Source organism: Cupriavidus sp. 10L45, from assembly GCF_056395225.1.
Genome location: NZ_JBFTJC010000006.1, coordinates 209812 through 225108, shown reverse-complemented (window position 1 = coordinate 225108; position 15297 = coordinate 209812). Strand labels below are relative to the sequence as shown.

The window sequence follows — 15297 nt, the reverse complement described above, 5'->3', positions numbered from 1 at the left end:
CGATTACATCCCGTAATACGGCCGATTCGCCTCGATTCGGGCGCGCTCAGACTCGGGGAACGCCCCTTCGGCGAGCAGCCGGATCAGCGCGGCGCGGCCTTGTTCCTGGGCGCCGATGTAGTAGGCGCAGACCGTCAGCTCGTCCAGCGCACGCCAGCGGTAGACCGAGGTATCGACGAACAGCGCGTCGGCGGGGAGCGGCATGGCCGCCGCCTGCTGGGCGTAGAGGTGCCCGAGCGCGTATTCCCCGCGCTGGCGGTGCCAGCGGGCCAGGTCGCACAGCGGCTCGGCGCGGGTGGGGCGGGCCTGATAGGCGGCCAGGTAGGCCGCGGTCACCGTCTCGGCCGGCGCGCCGTCCAGCGCGAGCATCGCCGCGCACTGGTAGGTGGCGAACCACTGCTCCTCGTCCCATCCCCCCATGGCGGCCCGCGCGCGGTAGTGGCGCAGGGCGTCCGCCGGCCGGCCAGCGTCCCGGCAGCTTTGGGCGAGGTAGAAACGGTAGCGCGTGTTGTCCGGGGCGTCGGCCACGGCGCGCTCCAGCACCTCGATATCGCGCAGATAGGTGTTCGGGTCGCGGGCCCGCGCGCCGTCGCGCGAGACCACGATGGATGGGCCCTGCAGGTCGTCCCAGACCGCCGGGGTATCGCAGGTCAGGTATTCGTGGATCACCCCTTCCCAGCGCCACGGCACCCCCGCCCGCACCAGCGCGTTGCGCTGGTACTGCCAGCCGCTCAGTTCGCAGCGCAGCCGGTAGCCATCCGTGCCGAGCGCCGGCCAGCGGAAGCCGTCCGGCACGCCCAGCATTTCGTCGGCATCGATGAACAGGATGTAGTCGTCCGGCTGGCACTGTGCCCGGGCCAGTGTGAGCGCCTCGTTGCGGTTGTGGGCGAAGTCGCGCCAGGGCCGCTCGTGCACCGCGCCCGGCAGGCCCGCCATGCACGCGGCAATGCGCTGCTGCGTGCCATCGGTGGAGCCGGTATCGACGATCAGCCAGCTATCGATCCATGGGCGCACGGACGCGAGGCAGCGCGCGATGACCGGCGCCTCGTTCTTGACGATCATGTTCAGGCAGATGCGTGGCATGGAGCTTGGGGTGGGGTGGGTTGGGTGGCGCATCTTGCGGCCACGGCGGTGTGGGCTGCCGTGGCCGGAGGCGGTGCTGCTGCCGTCAGATGTGCTGCGGGAACAGCCCCTCGGTACAGATCATATAGGTCAGGTTCGCCGGCGCCTGGCCAGTCAGGTTCGGCAGCGCGAAGTTCGTCGTGCCGTCGCCGCCATACGTGGTGCCGATGAGCGAGAACAAGGCCGTATAGGTCCAGATCGGCAGGAGCTGGCCCTTGGCGACCATGCCGCCCAGCTCGTAGTTCTCCGGGTAGGGCAGGGCGGTCAGCCAGACCTCGCCGAGCGTGCACACGCCGGTTGCGCCGTCCTGGCCTTGATTGCCTTGCGGGCCCTGGGCACCGGTTGCGCCGGTGGCACCCGTTGCACCGGTTGCCCCCGTGGCGCCGGTCGCGCCCGTGACACCCGTAGCACCAGTGTTGCCGGTCGGGCCTTGCGGGCCGGACGGGCCGGTGATACCCGTGGCGCCGGTGGCCCCCGTGGCACCCGTCACACCAGTGGGGCCTGCCGCGCCAGTGGTGCCGGTGGCACCCGAGGGGCCGGAGGCGCCGGTGCTGCCCGTCGCCCCAGTCGCACCCGTGGCGCCAGTCGGCCCGGTTGCGCCCGTGGCACCCGCGGCGCCCGGACTGCCCACATCGCCACGCGCCACGTCCTGCGAGATCGCGCCCAGCGAGGTCTGGCGGGCGGCCAACTGCATGGCGAGGGCTTCGAGCTTGTCGTCATAGGCATCGCCAAACACCGGCTTGAACGGCTGGTTCAGCAGGTTCAGGCCGCTGGTGTCCACGCCCAGGTTGACCAGACGGGCGCGCACGAGGGTGAGCACCGAGGCCAGGTTGGACTGCATCAGGCTGGCCAGCGTGGGGTTGAACGCGTTGAACACCGTGCCGGTGTCGGGGTTCTGCGCGGCGCCCGCGACCACCAGTTCCGTGATCGGCGTGATGTTGGTCGTGCCGGGACCTTGAATGTAGGAATGCAGCGTCAGCCCGGCGGGGCCGGTCACGCGCGCCACGCAGGGCAGCGCCAGACCGGCGGACGACACCGACCATGCACCGTTGGCGTCACTCGTGGTCGAGGCCGTGCCAGCGGCGCAGCGCAGATCGACGGCGCCGTTCTGGACCGGCGCGCCGGTGGCCGCCGTGCCCGAGAGCGTGGCCGCCGCCGGCGCAGCCGCCGCTGGGGCGCTGGTGCCCGCATCGTCGCCGCCGCCGCAGGCGGTCAGCAGTTGGGCCGTGGCCATGGAAAGGGCGAGCGCCCACCGGTTCTGTTTCATCGTATTCCCCTGAATGGCGCGTCGCCGGCGTGTGAGTTGCCGGTCCGGAGCCTGTTATGTATCGAACGTGTGTTGAACGGAAAGGCCGTGACCAAACGGCCGTGGCGTGCGCCGGGTGGAGCCACCCGTCACGCCGGGCGTGATGATATGTCAACAAACCCGGAATATCTGCCACCGATAAGGGGCAAGTGCGGAGTGCTGGGACTTGCGGGAGGTCGGGGGATGCACATGCGGGGTGTGTGACGTTTAAGCCTCCTGTCACAGCCCCGCATGGCTATTGCGGATTAAAAGCTGCTCAGACCGTGCCCATCGCCGGGTCGGTGATGGTGTGCTGGCCGGTTTCCACGCGGCCGGCAAAGCGGCGGTAGTACGCGCTGTCGTGCGGGGTCGTCACGGCGAAGTCGTACCACTGTCCGCTGTCCTTCAGCGACCAGTGCAGCGTCTGCGTGCCGCCGGCAGCCACCGTGGCTTCCCACGGACCGTCCGTGCGATAGGCCAGCGGGGCCACGCGGAAGGTGCAGGCGGCCTTGCCGGTGTTCATCAGGTCGACGTAGACGTCGCCATTGGCGATGTCATAGCAGACGCGCACCTCCGCCACACCGAGCGCGCCGCCCAGCACGGTCGTATCGCCCTTGAAATGGCGATGGAAACCGTTCGGGCCGAGCACCCACAGGTCGTACTGGCCCGGCGCGGCGGCCGACGTGCTCCAGCTATCGGACAGATTCTTGCCTGCCTCCACCATGTAGCGGCGCGGAATGCTGTTCAGGTCGTTGCGGTCGTACACGTGGAACACGGCCGCCTGCGTGCCCGAGTTGGCGAACAGGATCTCCACCTGGCCGTTCACATGGGCGCGCGCGCTGGCGTGCAGCTCGTAGGGCAGGGCGCGCGACGGACGCGTGCCGGTGGCCTGCTCCGGCAGGTTGATGTCGGAGGGCACCGGCACGGCCGGCAACGCCTGCTGGGCCACGCGCAGGGCGTCCGCCGCAGCGCGCGAGCCGCGGCCGGCGAGCGTGGGCAGCGCCTCGCTGTTCGGCGTCTTGAAATTGAACGCCGAGGTCAGGTCGCCGCAGACCGCGCGGCGGAACGGGCTGATGTTGGGCTCCTGCACGCCGAAACGGGCCTCCAGGAAGCGCAGCACCGAGGTGTGGTCGAACACCTGCGAATTGACCCAGCCGCCCCGGCTCCACGGGGAAATCACGAACATCGGCACGCGCGGGCCCGGGCCGAACACGCGGCCATCGCGGGCCGGCTGGCTGGTGCTGCCTACCGGCGGCGACTGCGTGTAGTACTCGGCGGCCATGTCGGCATCGGTCAGCGTGGTCTTGCCGGCCAGCGTGCTGTCGGCATTGCGCGACGGGGCGGACGGCGACGGCACGTGGTCGAAGTAGCCATCGTTCTCGTCGAAGTTGACCAGCAGCACGGTCTTGCTCCAGACGTCCGGATTGGCGGTCAGCGCGTCCAGCACTTCCTGGAGGAACCACGCGCCCTGCACGGGCGTGGACGGCCCCGGGTGCTCGCAGTAGATCGACGGCGCGTTGATCCACGACACCGCCGGCAGCTTGCCATTGGCGATGTCCTGCTTGAAGGCGTCGAGGTACTGCTCCGGCTGGGTGCCCGGCAGCGTGTTGGCCACGCCCTTGTAGAGCGGATTGGCGGCGTTGTCGGTGGCCGCGTCATAGGCCTTGTACGGCACGGCCTGCCCGGTGTTGGTGTACGGGGCGCCCGGCGAGCCGCCGCTGGACACCGGGAAACCCGAGTTCAGGTTGGCACGGCGGAAGTTCTGGAACGCGCCCAGCATGTTGTCGCCCCATTCGTCGGGCATGTTCTGGTAGCTGATCCAGTTGATGCCGGCTTCCTCGAGCCGCTCGGCGTAGGTTTTCCACGTGTAGCCGATGTTGGCGTCGGCGGCCACGCCGTTGATGGCATCCCACTCGTTGTTCACGAAGGCCACGTTCAGCGGCATGGCGCCGTTGGTGCCGGTCATGTGGAACGAGCGGTTGGCGTCGGTGCCGGTGTGCATCGCGCAGTGGTAGGCGTCGCACAGCGTAAAGGCATTGGCCAGCGCGAACTGGAACGGGATCTCCTGTTCCTTGAAGTAGCCCATCGACGTGTCCGTCTTGGCCACCGGCCAGCGCGACATGCGGCCGTGGTCCCAGGCGGCCTGGCTGTCCGACCAGGCGTGCGGCGTGCCGGCCGTGCGCTGGGCGTTGTTGGCGGCGCCGTTCAGGTGGTACGGCGTGATCAGCGAGCCGTTGGTGCGCGCCTGCTGCCAGACGTTGCGGCCGCTCGGCATCGGGATGGTCAGGCGGTCGCCAAACCCGCGCACGCCGCTGAGCGTGCCGAAGTAATGGTCGAACGAGCGGTTTTCCTGCATCAGGATGACCACGTGCTCCACATCGGCGATGGTGCCGGTGGCGTTATTGGCCGGAATGGCCAGCGCGCGGCGGATGCTGGGCGGAAAGGCGGCCAGGGCGGCGGCGGAGAAAGCCGTGCCCATGCTCGCCTGCAAGAACTTGCGGCGGGAGATCATTGTTCGGGTTCTGGAGTGTTGGAGAGAGGTGCCGTCAGGGACGGTCAGGGCGCGCAGCGCTTGTCCGGGGCCGGCGCGGAGGCGGGCGGCGGATCGCCGGCGGGCGGCTGGCTCGGGCTGGGCTTGTTGTCGTCGCCGCCGCAGGCGGCCAGCAGCAGCGCGGCAAGGCACGCGGCCGCGAGGGCGGTCGTCAAACTGGCTTGTTTCATGGGGTCAGGGCTGGTTGGATCGGGTCTGCCACATCAGCAGACCCGCAAGCCTATGTGTCAGGAATGACACAATCGTGACCTTTGCTGCATTAGGGTGATCTGTGCAGCACGCGGGGGAGACGCCTACAACGGTCCTCGAAGTGACTTGAGTCCCACCCAGATCACGCCGATCACCACATTGATCGGCACGCTGAGCACGCTAGGGACGTAGAAGATGGCCGACAGCGCGGGCGCGCTCATCATGGATTCGGCGATGCCCCCGAGGGCGAACAGGATCAGGCCGCACCAGAGCCAGCGCCGCATATAGGTGGGCAGCCAGTGGGCGCGCGACTGGTTGAAGCGCCACGCCGCCGCGCGCTCGAACAGGTCGCCCCGGCTGGCGTCCTTGAACAGCCAGCCGAAGAAGAAAAAGCGGTACAGCAGCGTGCGAAACGCAAGCTCTTGCATGATGCGCGGGGCAGCCGGGCTGCCAGGTTGCCGATTCAAGAAAACGGGGCTTCCTGACGTAATAGGCCGAATAGGCGGGTTTCGCAATATGGATGCGAGCCCGGGAAAACGGCGCCCCAAAATGGGGACCGGGTTGGGCTGCAACCCGGGTTTTCCCCGTGGGCGTTACGCCCGCTAGTCCCCCCATTTGGGGACAGTCAAAACGTGACAGCGCTGTTACAGTCGCGCGCAATGCACCGGTCAACAAGGCCGGGCGAAACATCAAAAAAAACGGGTTGGGTCCATGTTTTCACACTTCTCCGCCGGCGCACGCGCGTTCGGCGTCGCCTTGCTTGCCGCCGCGGTGCTCACCGCCTGCGGCTCCGATGACAACACCACGCCGGCCCCCTCGGCCACGCCAGCGGCGACCAGGGTGGTGGTCGACACGACCAGCGCGCAGCCAGTGGCGGGCGGCACGCTGACGCTGAAGGCGACCCTGCTGGCCGCCGATGGAAGCGAGGTCAAGGGCGCCAGCTTCGCCTGGACATCTTCGGACGAGTCGGTCGCCGTGGTCACGGCGGCTTCGGACAAGGCGCCGGCCGGGGTCTCGGCCTCGGTCTTCGTCGGTACCTACGCCACGGTGCAGACCCGGAATGCCGGGGAAGTCGATATCACGGCCACGGCGACGCTGGCCGATGGCAGCCGCGCGACGTCCGTCACCCATCTGGTGGTGCAGGCCGCCCCGGCAAAGTCCTACACGCTGACCCTGTCGCCGTCGAATCTGACCGTGACGGCTGGCGCAGCGGCGCAGACGGTGTCCGCAGCCGTACGGCGCTCGGATGGTGTCGATGGGATCGCCGATCTGACCAACTGGTCGTGGACTACCGGCGACGCCACCTTCCCCGTGACGACGGCAGCGGACGGCCATTCGGCGCAAGTCGGCAGCCCATCCTCGGCCACGTTGGCTGGCTCGGCGGTGCTCGCCGCCTGCGCGGATGCTCCCACCGGCACCCGCCTGTGCGCCAATGCCGCGCTGGCTCGCCCGGCCACGCCGCCGCCGCCCACCTACACCCTGGGTGGCACGGTGTCCGGACTGGCGGCTGGCAAGAGCCTGCTGCTCGCAGGCCCCAATGGCGATTCGCTGGCGATCAGTGCCGACGGCGCCTTCACGCTGCCCACCGCGCTGGCCGCCGCCTCGGCGTACAGCGTCACCGTGACCGGCCACCCCGCCGGCCAGACCTGCACCGTGCAGAACGGCAGCGGCACCATCGCCGCCGCCAACGTCACCAACGTGGGCATTACCTGCGTGCAGGCGCAGTTCGCGGTGGTGCCAAACAGCATGGGCTCGACGATTTCGGTCTATCGGATCGATCCCGGCACCGGGGCGCTCTCGGACGTGCCGGGCAGCCCGTTCACCACCACGCGGCCGGTCACCGACATCGCCTTCCTGCCGGACGGGTTGGTGGGCTATGCGGTTATGGCCAACGACAGCGCGGTCGAGGCCTACCAGCTGAACCCTGCCACCGGCGCGCTGAGCGTCATCCCCGGCACGAACATGCCGACCGACCCGGGTCCGGAGGTCGTCGCCGTGCACCCCTCGGGCAAGTGGCTGATCATTGGCGCCGGCCGGTCTGTCATGCCGTACAGCCTCGACCCCGTCACCCACGCGCTGTCGCTTCGGCTTGGGTATATCAGCGGCGACCTGGCAGGCCGTACGTCAGGGATCGCCGTGTCGTCGGACGGGCAGTATGTCTATTCGGTGAACACCGGGACCGGCGAGATCTGGTCCATGCCCTTCGACACGTCGCTGGGCAACCTTGGCTTGCCCAGCGTCAGGCAAACGACTGGCTTGGGTACGCGCGGGGCGGCGCTGTCGGCCGATGCGAACTTCCTGTACTTCGTGGGCATGACCGCCAACCTGCTTGGCGCCGGCGTGATCGATGCTGTCAACCGTGCCGTAGGCGCGATCGGGTTCTCCTCCTCGGGCATGTTCCAGCCGACCGACGTCGTCCTCGCCCCGTCGGGCCCGTTTGCCTATGTCTTGACCGGGGGGGCGCTCACCACCAATCAAATTCAAGTGGTTCGGCGCGATCTCACGACGGGTCTGATTGACCGGGACCTGGGGGCCACGCCGACTGGCGTCAATGGGCAACGCCTAAGCATGGATCCGAACGGCCGCTTCCTGTACACGCCGTCTTTCGTCGGCCTGGTGTACGGCTTTGCCATCGACGCGACCACTGGCCTGCTGACGCCGGTGCCGGGCAGTCCGTTCCGCACGGGTATCGGCAATATCGGCATGGCCATTGTGCAGCCGACGCCATAAGCCAGTCGGCTCCCCACCATTCAAGACAACTACGGGTCAGGTTTCATGTTCCTTCGTCTTCCTGCCGGCGCGCGCTCGCTCGGCATTGCCTTGCTTGCCGCGGCGGTGCTTGCCGCCTGCGGCTCCGATGACAACGCCGCGCCGGCTCCCTCGGCCACGCCAGCGGCGACCAAGGTGGTGGTCGACACCACCAGCGGCGCGCCGGTGGCTGGCAGCAGCTTGACGCTCAAGGCGACACTGCTGGGTGCCGATGGTAGCGAGGTCAAGGGCGCCAGCTTTGGCTGGACGTCTTCCGATGAATCGGTCGCCGTAGTCACGGCGGCTTCGGACAAGGCGCCGACGGGGGTCTCGGCCTCGGTGTTCGTCGGCACCTATGCCACGGTGGAGACCCGGAACGCCGGGGAAGTCGATATCACCGCCACGGCCACACTGGCCAATGGCAGCCGAGCGACCTCGGTCACCCATCTGGTCGTGCAGGCAGCACCGGCGAAGTCGTACACGCTGACGCTGTCGCCGTCGAACCTGACCCTGACCGCTGGCGGGGCGGCGCAGACCGTGATCGCAGCCGTGCGCCGCTCGGATGGGGTCGATGGGATCGCCGACCTGACCAACTGGACTTGGACCACGGGCGACGCCACCTTCCCCGTGACGCAGGCAGCGGACGGCCATTCGGCGCAAGTCAGCAGCCCATCCTCAGCCACGCTGGCCGGCTCCGCCGTGCTGGCAGCCTGCGCCGATGCCCCCACCGGCACCCGCCTATGCGCCAATGCCGCGCTGGCTCGCCCGGCCACGCCGCCGCCGCCCACCTACACCCTGGGTGGCACGGTGTCCGGCCTGGCGGCTGGCAAGAGCCTGCTGCTGGCAGGCCCCAATGGCGATTCGCTGGCGATCAGTGCCGACGGCGCGTTCACGCTGCCCACCGCGCTGGCCGCCGCCTCGGCCTACAGCGTCACGGTGTCCGGCCAGCCTGCCGGCCAGACCTGTGCCGTCCAGAATGGCAGCGGCACCATCGCCGCCGCCAACGTCACCAACGTGGCGATCACCTGCGTGCAGGCCCAGTTCGTGGTAGTGGCCAACCGCGGAGACCGGACCCTGTCGGTCTATCGGATCGACCCCGTTACCGGCGCGCTGGCCGCCGTGCCGGACAGCCCGTTCCCGACGGTGAACCAGGTCAACGACATCGCCTTCCTGCCGTCCGGCCGGGTGGGCTATGCGGTGATGGTGGATAACAACACGATCGTCCCCTTCCAGCTGGATGCCGCCACCGGCAGGCTGACCATGATTGCGGCGGCGAGTGCCCCGACGCCGCTCGCGCCTCAGGTCGTCGCGGTGGATCCGACAGGCCGGCATCTCTATGTCGGCGGCCTAGGTACGCTGGCGAGCTTTGCCATCAATCCCGTGACGCAAGCCGCGGAGTTGACGTCAAGCCTGTCCCCAGGCGGATCGGCCAGTGCGGGCGGGGTCGCGGTGTCCGCCGACGGGCAGAACGTCTATGCCACGAGCATCGCGACGGACGCGTTGTGGCACGCTCCCGTCAGTGTGGCGACGGGCTCCCTTACGTTCGCCTACACCCGATCATCGCTTGGCTCACGGCCGATGGGAACGGCCCTGTCACGCGACGGCAGCGCGCTGTACTTCGCCAACATGGGCACCAATAGCTTCGGTAGCTGCACGCTCGATGCCACAGGGGCGATTACGAGCGTCATGGACATGCTGATTGGGGTGTCGCGTCCCATCGACGTCGCTGTCACGCCGTCGGGCCAATTTGTCTATGTACTCGGTTCAGGGAGCAACAATATCCAGACGATGCGGATCGACCCCATGTTTGGCCCCTTGCCGCTCGCCATCACGCCCGCCAGCATCAGCGGCCAGCGTCTGCGGATCGAGCCGAACGGGCGCTTCCTGTACACGCCGTCCCTCAACGGCACGCTGTACGGCTTCGCCATCGATGCAGGCAGCGGCGCGCTGACACCGGTGCCAGGCAGTCCGTTCGCCACGGGCAACGTCAACGCTGCCATGGCGATTGTCCAGCCGGCGCCATAAGCCAGTCGGATCAAACCATTCCAATCACATTACGGGGTCGGGTTCCATGTTCCTTCGTCTTCCTGCCGGCGCACGCGCGTTCGGCGTTGCCTTGCTTGCCGCTGCGGTGCTCACCGCCTGCGGTTCCGATGACAAGGCCGCGCCGGCTCCCTCGGCCACACCTGCGGCGACCAAGGTGGTGGTCGACACCACCAGCGGCGCGCCGGTGGCTGGCAGCAGCTTGACGCTCAAGGCGACCTTGCTGGCCGCCGATGGGAGCGAGGTCAAAGGCGCCAGCTTTGCCTGGACGTCTTCCGATGAATCGGTCGCCGTAGTCACGGCGGCTTCGGACAAGGCGCCGACGGGTGTTTCGGCCTCGGTCTTTGTCGGTACCTACGCCACCGTGCAGACCCGGAATGCCGGGAAAGTCGATATCACCGCCACGGCGACGCTTGCCGATGGCAGCCGCGCTACCTCGGTCACCCATCTCGTGGTGCAGGCAGCGCCGGCCAAGTCATACACGCTGACCCTGTCGCCGGCAAACCTGACCCTGACCGCTGGCGCGGCGGCGCAGACCGTGACCGCAGCCGTACGCCGCTCGGATGGGGTCGATGGGATCGCCGACCTGACCAACTGGTCGTGGACCACCGGCGACGCCACCTTCCCCGTGACGGCAGCGGCGGACGGCCATTCGGCACAGGTCAGCAGCCCGTCCTCGGCCAGGCTGGCCGGCTCGGCCGTGCTGGCCGCCTGCGCGGACGCCCCCACGGGCACTCGCCTGTGCGCCAACGCCGCGCTGGCGCGTCCGACCGCGCCGCCGCCTACCTACAGCGTCGGCGGTACGGTCACCGGGCTGGCGGCGGGCAAGAGCCTGACGCTTTCCGGCGTGAATGGGGATACGGCGGTTGTCAGCGCCAACGGCGCCTTCACCGTCTCCAGCGGGCTGGCCGATGCCACGCCCTACAACGTCACCGTGTTCGCCCAGCCGGCCGGCCAGACCTGCACGGTGCAGAACGGCAGCGGCACCATCGCCGCCGCCAACGTCACCAACGTGGCGATTACCTGCGTGCAGGCGCAGTTCGTGGTGGTGCCCAATAACATCGATCTGACGATTTCGGTCTATCGGATCGATCCGAATACCGGCGTGCTGGCCGCCGTGCCCAACAGTCCGTTCCCGAGCGTGAACCAGATCAACGACATCGCCTTCCTGCCCTCGGGACTGGTGGGCTATGCGATAGCGGGGGACAACAGCACGGTCGTCGGATTCCGGCTGGACCCGGTCACCGGCGCGCTGGCGGCCATCCCCGGGGCGACGGCCCTGACCCTGCCGGGTCCGGAGGTTATCGCCATGCACCCGTCCGGCAAGTGGCTGTTTGTTGGTGGGCTCGTATCCGTGGCAACGTATGGCATCGACGCCGCGACGTACGCGCTGACGCCTTCGACCACGCAGCCGAGCGGCATGTCGAGTGTCACGACGGGGCTCACCGTGTCCCCGGACGGCCAGTATGTCTACGCGATGAACGCCATGCCGGACCTGCTCTGGAGCATGCCTTTCGATGCGATGACCGGTGTCCTGTCCACGCCGAACACCGCGCCGAGCCTTGGCGCCCGGCCGGGCGGGGGCGCCGTGTCTGCCGATGGCCGTTCCCTGTTCTTCGCGAACCTTTTCAGCAATTCGCTCGGCATCGGCCTGATCGACACCAGCACTGGGATGGTCGCGGCGGTCGCGGACTTCCCGACGGCCGCGGCCGGGCCGACCGATGTCGCGCTCGCGCCTTCGTTCGCCTATGTCCTTGGCTCGATGAGTAACAGCATCGAAGTGTTCCGTCGCAATCTCGCGACGGGGTTGGTCGACTTCAGTGTCGGGAGCACGCCCGCCAGCGTCACCGGCCAGCGCCTGCGGATCGAACCGAACGGCCGCTACCTCTACACGCCGTCCTACACGGGGCCGGTGTATGGATTCGAGATCAATGCGACGACTGGCTTGCTGACGCCGCTGCCGGGCAGCCCATTCGCCTCGGGCAGGGGCAATGTCGGCATGGCGATTGTGCAGCCTACGCCATAAATCGGCGGCTCGTTACGCTGTCCAGGCCTGCGCCGGGTTGCAGGCCAGGTAGCGCGCCGGTTCGGCAATCCCGAGCCGGGCGCGCGCCGCGTCCATCGGCTCGTGCAGCAGGGTTTCGTAGTCTTCCCCCAGCAGCCAGCCGGCACGGCGGCCCCGGCGGTAGCCTTCCAGCACCGCGCGGGCGAAGGCCGTGCTGCGCGAGACGCGCAGGCTTTTCAGGGCGGCGGCCACGGCGATGAAGGCCCAGCCGGTGCCGCCGGTCTGGGCGTAGCTGAAGGCCACCAGCGCCGCCTCGCCCAGGCTCTCATCGGCGCGATAGCCGGTCAGGACGTGCCAGATGTCGTGGATGTCCCGCGTGCGGCGCCCAAACCACAGATAGGCGTCCTCCATCACCGGCTCCTGGTTCAGGTTCGACACCTTGGCCAGTCCATCGGCGCTATAGCCGGTCTTTTCCAGAAATTGCCGATAGGCAGCGCCCACCGTGCCCGGCGCGAAGCTGGCGATAAAGGCCGGGTCGGTGAGCCGCTCGGCCAGTTCGATGCGCTGGTAGGCCAGCCGCCGCCCCTGCCGCGTACTGAGCAGGCGGCGGTAGTTCTTCGGCATGGCGGGGCCGTTCAGCGCCCGCATGATGAGGAAGACCTGCTCGGTGTCGTTGCCGTCCGCCAGCAGTTTGCGCACGGCGCGGAAGGCGGTGAGCAGGTCGCGCTGGTAGGGATCGGACGCAGTCGAGGGGGCGGGAGAGGGGGAAGCGGAACTGGCCATGGCAGGCTCCTCGGTCATCACGGGCAGGAAGGTCAGGCGGGCACCGCCGCGCGCAGGCTGGCGGCGGCGTTACGCACGAAATCAACACTGGCCTCGACGGCCGTCACCGGCAGCATATGCCCGCCGGCCACCAATGTCAGCCGGGCTGCCGGCAGCTTGGCGACCAGCGCCTCGCCGTTCTCGCGGTAATCGAGAATGCGGTCCTCGCGGCCGAACAGGATGCTGACCGGCATCTTCAGATCGCCATAGGTGGGCAGCAGCGGCGGCAGGCTGTGCGCCACGCCGTGCAGGTCTTCGGACGCCCCGAGGAAATGGCCGGGCCGCAGCCCCAGCAGGCCGCCGCCGCGCGTGGGGAAGTCCGCTGGCGCCGCGTCCGGGCCGAAGACGACCTCCATGACCTGCTCGCGGTTGCGGATCGACATCGGAATCAGCAGCGTCCAGGCGATCAGCTTGCGCATCAGCGCGCTCTGCATGGCCATCGCCTTGAACACCGGCGAGACCACCTCGGGCGGATGGGTGAGCGGGGCGATCAACGCCAGCCCGCCCACGCGCGCCGGGTGATAGGTGGCCAGCGCCAGCGCGATGGCGCCGCCGAGCGAATGGCCGACCACCAGCGGCTGCTCCAGCCCGAGATGGTCAATTAGCGCGGCGAGCGTGTCGGCCTGCGCGCGCAGGTCCGCCGGGGCGCCGGGCGTGCGGGTGGAGTAGCCGGCGCCGGGGCGGTCGACCGCAATCACGCGGAAGTCACGCGCCAGCGGCGCGATCATGCCGTAGTCGAAATTGGCGAGCTGACCGGCCAGGCCGTGCACCAGCAGCACCGGCTGCCCCTCGCCACGCTCCACCACGTGCAGGCGGGCGCCGGGCACCTCGACGAACCGGCCGGTGGGCGGCAGGGCCGCCTCGATCTTGCGTGCCGTGCGCCAGGTGAACAGGAACAGCAGCGCCAGCGGTACCAGCACCACTATCGCTATGACGAGTACGAAAATCAGCAAGGCATTCATGATTGGGCTTCGGCGAGGGGGTCTTGGGTGGGCATCGTGGTGGCCTGCGTGGTGTCGAAGCGGAGCACGCCATCGTCGATGCGGCCATGGCGGATCGTCAGCATGTCCATCAGATAATTCTGATACACGCGCCACGGCTTGCGGTGGCCCTGGCGCGGCAGTACGGCGGCGGCGCGCTGCACGTAGCCGGAACTGAAATCGAGGAAGGGCACGCGCTGCACGTCCGGGTCCACCTGCGGCAGGGCGTAGCGATGGCCGTGGTGATCCATGTACTTGAGCAGCCGGCAGACGTACTCGGCGGTCAGGTCGGCCTTCAGCGTCCAGGACGCATTGGTGTAGCCGAAAGCCAGCACCAGGTTCGGCACGTTGCTCAGCATCATGCCCTTGTAGGCGAGCAGCTCGGACGGCCGGCGCGGCTGGCCATCCACATGGACGGCGATGTCCCCGAGCATGTTCAGCTTGAGCCCGGTGGCCACCACCACCAGATCGGCCGGCAGCGTCTGGCCGGACTTCAGCACGATGCCATCTTCGGTAAAGCGTTCGATCTGATCGGTGACGATGGAGGCGCGGCCGTTACGGATCGACTGGAACAGGTCGCCATCGGGCACCAGACAGACGCGCTGGTCCCACGGGTTGTAGCGCGGGGTCAGGTGCGTGGCGGCGTCGAAGCCCGGCTGGAGCTGCGCGGCGGCCATGCTGACCAGCCGCTGCTTGACCTTCTCGGGCCGGCGGCGGGCGAGCTGGAAGAAGAACATCCCCAGCAGCACGTTTTTCCAGCGCGTGGCGCGGTAGGCCAGCCGCTCCGGCAGCAGGCGCCGCAGCTTGTTGGCGATGGCGTCCTCGCCGGGGCGGGTCACGATATAGGTGGGCGAGCGCTGGAGCATGGTCACGTGCGCGGCGGTGTCGGCCATGGCCGGCACCAGCGTCACGGCGGTGGCGCCGCTGCCGATCACCACCACGCGCTTATCGGCATAGTCGATCGACGGATCCCAGAACTGCGGGTGCACCATCTGGCCCCGGAAGGTTTCCTCGCCCGGGAAGGCGGGGCGGTGCCCCTCGGCATAGCTGTAGTAGCCGGCGCAGACGTAGAGGAAGCGGGCGCGCAGCCGCACGCGGACGGCCGGAGTGGTGTTTTGCGCACGTTCGGCGTCGATGGTCCAGCAGGCGTCGCGGCTGTCCCACGCCGCGCCCACCACCTTGTGGCCGAAGCGGATGTGGGGCGTGATGCCGGCTTCCTCGGCGGTTTCCTGGATGTAGCTGAGGATGGACGGGCCGTCCGCAATGGCCTTGGCGCCGCGCCACGGCTTGAAGCGGTAGCCGAGCGTGTACATGTCCGAGTCGGAGCGGATGCCGGGATAGCGGAACAGGTCCCAGGTGCCGCCCAGGGTGTCGCGGGCTTCGAGGATGGCGAAGCGCTTGTCGGGGCAGCGCTGCTGGAGCTGGCGGGCGGCGCCGATGCCGGACAGGCCGGCGCCGACGATCAGGACATCGAGGACTGCGTCATCGGGAGTGGGGGCGGTCATGACGGGCATCCGGATCTTGGGAGTTCTGACAACATAGGTTGTCAGAC

General features: G+C 68.6%; 11 protein-coding genes. 3 read left to right on the top strand and 8 right to left on the bottom strand.

The genetic code is table 11. The annotated features are described in order from the left end of the window. Nucleotides 1-3: 3 nt before the first annotated feature. The 5 genes from AC1DFU_RS13200 to AC1DFU_RS13180 all read right to left on the bottom strand — a co-directional run bounded on the left by AC1DFU_RS13200 (nucleotide 4) and on the right by AC1DFU_RS13180 (nucleotide 5575). Entirely contained in the window at nucleotides 4-1083 is a 1080-nt protein-coding gene (locus tag AC1DFU_RS13200; RefSeq protein WP_092296484.1) for a glycosyltransferase, read from the bottom strand. A gap of 85 nt (nucleotides 1084-1168) precedes the next feature. After that, a complete protein-coding gene (locus AC1DFU_RS13195; RefSeq protein WP_441593180.1) occupies nucleotides 1169-2389 on the bottom strand; it encodes a phage tail protein in 1221 nt (406 codons plus the stop codon). Between the two features lie 295 nt (nucleotides 2390-2684). After that, nucleotides 2685-4919, bottom strand: a complete 2235-nt coding sequence (locus AC1DFU_RS13190) for a phosphocholine-specific phospholipase C (protein ID WP_441593178.1) — start codon at nucleotides 4917-4919, stop codon at nucleotides 2685-2687. Nucleotides 4920-4963: 44 nt separating this feature from the next. Next, on the bottom strand, nucleotides 4964-5128 hold the full coding sequence (locus tag AC1DFU_RS13185) for a hypothetical protein (RefSeq protein WP_177219952.1): 165 nt from the start codon (nucleotides 5126-5128) through the stop codon (nucleotides 4964-4966). 123 nt (nucleotides 5129-5251) lie between these two features. Then, the gene (locus tag AC1DFU_RS13180; RefSeq protein WP_092296475.1) at nucleotides 5252-5575 is read right to left on the bottom strand and encodes a hypothetical protein; all 324 of its coding nucleotides are present in this window, start codon (nucleotides 5573-5575) and stop codon (nucleotides 5252-5254) included. A 283-nt stretch (nucleotides 5576-5858) separates the two neighbouring features. Between AC1DFU_RS13180 and AC1DFU_RS13175 the strand changes: the two genes are divergently transcribed. The 3 genes from AC1DFU_RS13175 to AC1DFU_RS13165 are packed head-to-tail and all read left to right on the top strand — an operon-like array spanning nucleotide 5859 to nucleotide 11964. Further along, on the top strand, nucleotides 5859-7877 hold the full coding sequence (locus tag AC1DFU_RS13175) for a lactonase family protein (RefSeq protein WP_441593176.1): 2019 nt from the start codon (nucleotides 5859-5861) through the stop codon (nucleotides 7875-7877). Nucleotides 7878-7922: 45 nt separating this feature from the next. Beyond that, complete coding sequence (locus AC1DFU_RS13170) at nucleotides 7923-9920, top strand: lactonase family protein (RefSeq protein ID WP_441593174.1); 1998 nt, start codon at nucleotides 7923-7925, stop codon at nucleotides 9918-9920. 46 nt (nucleotides 9921-9966) lie between these two features. Next, nucleotides 9967-11964 carry a lactonase family protein gene (locus AC1DFU_RS13165; protein ID WP_441593172.1) on the top strand — a complete coding sequence of 666 codons (1998 nt, stop codon included), beginning with the start codon at nucleotides 9967-9969 and terminating at the stop codon, nucleotides 11962-11964. 12 nt (nucleotides 11965-11976) lie between these two features. Here AC1DFU_RS13165 and AC1DFU_RS13160 read toward each other — a convergent pair whose 3' ends face one another. From AC1DFU_RS13160 to AC1DFU_RS13150, 3 genes are read right to left on the bottom strand one after another with little or no spacing between them, the layout of a single operon-like run. Continuing rightward, nucleotides 11977-12726 (bottom strand): Coq4 family protein, encoded by a 750-nt coding sequence (locus AC1DFU_RS13160; RefSeq protein ID WP_092296463.1) that lies wholly within the window; start codon nucleotides 12724-12726, stop codon nucleotides 11977-11979. Nucleotides 12727-12758: 32 nt separating this feature from the next. Next, complete coding sequence (locus AC1DFU_RS13155) at nucleotides 12759-13727, bottom strand: alpha/beta fold hydrolase (protein WP_441593170.1); 969 nt, start codon at nucleotides 13725-13727, stop codon at nucleotides 12759-12761. Further along, the gene (locus AC1DFU_RS13150) at nucleotides 13724-15250 is read right to left on the bottom strand and encodes a flavin-containing monooxygenase (RefSeq protein WP_092296457.1); all 1527 of its coding nucleotides are present in this window, start codon (nucleotides 15248-15250) and stop codon (nucleotides 13724-13726) included. The genes AC1DFU_RS13155 and AC1DFU_RS13150 overlap by 4 nt, the downstream gene beginning before the upstream one ends. Between the last annotated feature and the right edge of the window lie 47 nt (nucleotides 15251-15297).